This is a genomic window from Bradyrhizobium sp. NAS80.1 (genome assembly GCF_001908205.1).
GTDB lineage: Bacteria > Pseudomonadota > Alphaproteobacteria > Rhizobiales > Xanthobacteraceae > Bradyrhizobium.
On record NZ_LGHL01000331.1, the window covers coordinates 1 to 4,691 of the forward strand.

4 protein-coding genes and 1 pseudogene are annotated in these 4,691 nt (G+C 59.2%); 4 read left to right on the forward strand and 1 reads right to left on the reverse strand.

Annotation, left to right across the window (positions count from 1 at the left end):
- Positions 1 to 193: 193 nt before the first annotated feature.
- The 4 genes and pseudogenes from bioD to AC629_RS42925 all read left to right on the forward strand — a co-directional run bounded on the left by bioD (position 194) and on the right by AC629_RS42925 (position 3,601).
- Positions 194 to 835 (forward strand): dethiobiotin synthase, encoded by a 642-nt coding sequence (gene bioD, locus AC629_RS42910; RefSeq protein WP_084810645.1) that lies wholly within the window; start codon positions 194 to 196, stop codon positions 833 to 835.
- A pseudogene (locus AC629_RS42915) lies at positions 832 to 2,107 on the forward strand (adenosylmethionine--8-amino-7-oxononanoate transaminase). The gene bioD and the pseudogene AC629_RS42915 overlap by 4 nt, the downstream one beginning before the upstream one ends.
- Before the next feature lie 89 nt (positions 2,108 to 2,196).
- Entirely contained in the window at positions 2,197 to 2,766 is a 570-nt protein-coding gene (locus tag AC629_RS42920) for a GNAT family N-acetyltransferase (RefSeq protein ID WP_084810646.1), read from the forward strand.
- Between the two features lie 298 nt (positions 2,767 to 3,064).
- Entirely contained in the window at positions 3,065 to 3,601 is a 537-nt protein-coding gene (locus tag AC629_RS42925; RefSeq protein ID WP_084810647.1) for a P-loop nucleotide/nucleoside kinase family protein, read from the forward strand.
- 493 nt (positions 3,602 to 4,094) lie between these two features.
- Here the strand turns inward: AC629_RS42925 and AC629_RS42935 are convergent, their stop codons facing one another.
- Positions 4,095 to 4,559, reverse strand: coding sequence for a HEAT repeat domain-containing protein (locus AC629_RS42935; RefSeq protein ID WP_084810649.1), 465 nt, complete (start codon positions 4,557 to 4,559; stop codon positions 4,095 to 4,097).
- Positions 4,560 to 4,691 lie beyond the last annotated feature (132 nt).

Here is a 4,691-nt window from a genome sequence, read left to right on the forward strand (position 1 = left end):
CCGATGACTTCGGGCGCCAAGTCGGACGGACGCTTCGGTAAGCAGGACTTTGTCTATTTGCCGGAGGAAGACGCCTATCGTTGTCCGGCCGGGGAGCGATTACCGTACGTATCGCCGTCACGCTCGATGTGACTGCCGCCGACATCGCTGCCTTGTTCGAGCGTCTTGACCAAGCTCTTCGAGACGAAACGGTATGAGTCAGCGCTTTGTGGTCACGGGAACAGATACGGGCATCGGCAAGACTGTCTTCTCGGCTGCACTGACCGACGCCCTGAACGCCTGCTATTGGAAACCAATTCAGTCTGGACTCGACGGCGAGACTGACAGCGAGATGGTCATCCGCCTCGTCGGGATTCCGGCGCACCGGATTATTCCCGAGCAATGGCGGTTGACAGCGCCGCTGTCACCTCACCTGTCCGCTGCAATCGACAAGGTGAGGCTTGAATCCGCGATGTTGCAGCCACCCGACGTCAGCCAACCGCTGGTGATTGAGGGCGCGGGAGGCTTGCTGGTTCCGCTTGCAACTGACACGTTGTTTGCCGATGTGTTCGCGCGCTGGCAACTTCCTGTCATTCTGTGCGCCCGAACGGCGCTCGGTACGATCAATCATACCCTGCTCTCGCTCGAGGCGATGCGCAGCCGCCAAATCCCGGTCCACGGAGTAGTTTTCATCGGCGACGCTGTCACGGATACTGAGAATACCATCGTGGAGACTGGCCAGGTCCGTCGTCTCGGACGCCTTCCACGTCTTGACGTGCTGACGCAGCAGCGGTTGCGTCAGGCCTTCCGCAAGACTTTCGATCTCTCCGTGTTGTGTGAGCGGTACCCGCAATGAGCGCCCTTCAGCCATCGCCCGTATGGCATCCATTCGCCCAGCATCGCCTTGACCCCGTCTTCAAGAGAATCTTGAGGACCGAGGGCGCCTATCTGATAGACGAGGACGACCGAGCCGTCTTCGATGCAATTTCCTCCTGGTGGGTCATCACTCACGGTCATCGGCATCCAACAATCATGGATGCAATCCGAAGAGCCACCGAGAGCTTCGATCAGATCATCTTCGCCGAATACACTCACGCAGCAGCGGAAGGGCTGGCTAAAGGTCTGATTCAGATTGCGCCTGTCGGCCTTAGTCACGTTTTCTTCTCCGATAGCGGCTCGACGTCGGTGGAAGTCGCTCTAAAAATGGCCCTCGGCTATTTTCACAACAGGCGCACCCCACGCGCACGCATCGTGGTCATGGAACATATCTATCACGGGGATACGGTGGGCACGATGTCGGCGGGCGCGCGCGGCGTGTTCAACGCCGCTTACGAACAGTTGCTATTCGAGGTTGAAACCATTCCCTTTCCTGAGCCCGGGCTGGAGCAAGACACGCTGGATGAGCTTGATCGCGTCTGTCGCCGCGGCGATATCGCCGCCTTGCTCATCGAACCTCTGGTGCTCGGCGCCGGTGGAATGAAGACCTATCCTGCGCATCTCTTGGCTGAATTCAGGCGCCTCACCTCGCGTCGGGATGTTCTGCTGATCGCAGACGAAGTCATGACCGGCTGGGGACGAACCGGCACGCTTTTCGCCTGCGAGCAAGCAAGCATCGTGCCCGACATCCTGTGCACCTCGAAGGGTGACAGGAGGCGCACTTCCCTTAGCCGCCACCTTGTGCCAGCCAGCGATATTCGAAGCCCATCTATCGACAGACCGCAGCCGCACATTCTTCCATTCCAGCTCATATACCGCGAACCCGATCGCATGTGCCGCCGGATTGGCGAACCTCTGCATCTGGCGGAATGAGCCCGTGAAAGAGCGCGTGGCGAGCTTGGCGGACATGCATGCCAAGCGCCTAGTCCGCTTTCGTACAGATCCACGCTTCGTCAATGTCCGGCAAATGGGCACCGTGGTTGCGCTGGATCTCGACGTCGGATCGACAGGCTATCTCGCCGAAGTTGGCCCCTCGTTGCGCGCGTTCTTTCGTCGAAGGGATCTGCTGATTCGTCCCCTTGGCAATGTGATCTACCTTATGCCGCCTTACTGCGTCACAGCGCCCGAGCTTGATCGGGCCTATGAGGCAATTGCGGAAGCGGCAGACTTCGTCGGAAGTCTCAAGCGATGAGCCGATCGATCAATAATACCGGCGTGCGGCCGCCCGGCCACATCGGTATCGGCGACGGAAACATGACGTGCGGTTTAAAAACCGCTTAAATGTCCACGAAGGCCCTGTTCCAGGCGGAGCGTCGCGACAATCAAGATGGCCGACATAACGGAAGCGCAGGTGAATACATGATCGGATCAGGAACGATGAACATACGTATTGAACATCTTAAGAACTTAGAACGCTTCATTCCGACCATCGCAGCTTGGCAGCACGAAGAGTTCGGATATCTAACTCCCGAAGTAACGCTGGAGCAGCGTATCGTGCGACTGACCAGCGCGAAAGATCCCAACCGTCTTCCGGTAGCCTTGGTGGCGCTGTCTGAGGACGATAAGACTCTCCTTGGCACGGCCAGCATACTGGTCACCACACTCATTCACAAGAACCTGTCCCCCTGGTTGTCTTCCGTATACGTCCCGCCCGCGCATCGTGGAAACGGCGTGGCTTCCGCACTGGCAACGGCGGCCGCCTCGGAGACCGAGCGGCTCGGGTTCAGCACACTCTATCTCTTCACACCAAATAATGAGTCCCTGTATTCCCGTTTGGGATGGACAACATTCGATCGCACCTTCCTCAAGGACACCCCACTGACGGTCATGGCTAGAAAGGCGCAAAAATAGCGGGACGGACCGGCCCACGATCAAAGTTAACGCGTTGAGGTGTCTCGCAAGTCGTTGGGGAATTCGCTGTCGAACGAACGCCGCCCTCCAGCGAAGATCGAGAGCCGACTGCGCCCTCACTTGGTGCGCTGGCGCAAGATCGACCATGCCAGAACGGACAAGCAGCGCCAGCCTCATGGAAGCGGGAATGGGCAACGATGTGGTCCGCCACGCACTGCGGCACACTGCAACGACTTGGCCAATGCAGGCGGGCGTTGCGATCGCCATGAAGTAGCTAAGATTCTAGGACAGATCATCTATGTCAAAACAATCCCCGATCAACCTCATCTGCGGGCCGGTCGGCTCCGGGAAGTCCACTTACGCGAACCAACTCGCAGAGCAACTCGATGCTGTCGTTTTCTCCATGGACGAGTGGATGGCCAAGCTGTTTCAGCCGGATATTCCCAAAGGCACCACTGTCAACAGCATGACGCCCGAATGGTTTGCCGAGCGAGTGGATCGCTGCGAATCCATGATCTATGCTTTGGCTGAAGCGGTGCTCCGTAGAGGTCGATCGGTCATCTTGGACCTGGGCTTCATCCGCAAAGCGCGGCGTAACAAAGCCTACAATTTCGCGACCAATCTCGGGATCGCCCATACGCTTCACTATGTGAATACAGAAGAATCGATTCGCCGAATGCGCGTAGAGCACAGAAATCGAGTCGGCGGGAGCACATACGCGTTTCGCGTTACACCCGAGATGTTTGATTTCGCAGAGCGTATGTTTGAAGCGCCAACCTCGGAAGAGTTAGGCAATGCTCGAATTGTTTCTATGACTGGAACGTCAGACAATTGACCATCAGATGTCCACCGCGGCCCTACATATGACCGCTGCCGGAACAGTCTTTTGCCTGGATGAAATTCGGGCAATCAGATTACAAGAAAACATGCGCCTTGAAATTTCCCTCGCAAAGAACAAGCACGTCGATTGGCTAATAGAGCATGATCGGCACGTGTCCCAGGAGTGGGGGGGATTCGGTGTGTTTCGCTCGGTGAGTGCGATGTTCAGCGCACTTCGGAACGTTGGAGAAAGTTGAGCTCGTCCGCTATTGGGGCGAAGGGCATATCCTCCGCGATGCCTGGCGCCGCATATGCGAATGGCTTGCCGCTTTTCGGTCCAATCTCTAGGAAGCAGCGTAACCGTCGGGACTACTGAGCGGAAACTACCGCGATCGCTTTCGGCGTCGGGGAATGGTGACGAACCCTGTCATGGACAACGCAACAAGGCCGGATATCGGCAGGCGGTCGCGCTCCGAGTTGAATCCGCGCGAGGCGATGTAGCCCGAGGCTCAAGTGGACAAGGACTTCAGCTCCGGCGGCGGGGCGCCCTTCCCCTCGAGCATCCCCAGCGCCAGCGCGGCCTCCACCCGCACGCTCGGATCCATATCACCCGCTAGCTGTCGGAGGGGGAGGAGGGCTTGTTCGATCCCCGGGAAGGCCGGACCGAGGCGACCGAGGTGCCAAGCCGCCAGGCTGCGGACGAAGGCAAGCTCGTCGCCCAACTCCGCTATGAGGACGGTGACCGACTCTCCACCCGGCGGCGCCACCCGTGCGAGGGCCGCCGCCGCCCAGACGCGCACGAACGCAACCGGGTCCTGCAGGGCCGCGGCGAGGTCGGACACAGCCTCGGTTGCCGCGGGGCCGATCTCGCCCAGGGCATATGCGCCGAGGCGGCGCTGAAGCGGATCGCTGCTCGAAAGCTCCTTCACCCAGTCCGGGACGCACGTCCCTAGGTAAGCGACCTGCGCGCTCATGGCCCGCCCCTACTCAAGGCCCCACGCACGCCGAGCCGGCGGTCCAGGTTGAACGCGGCGCTTATCAACCCGATGTGAGTGAATGCCTGCGGGAAGTTGCCCAGCGCTTCGCCACGTGGACCAGTCTCCTCG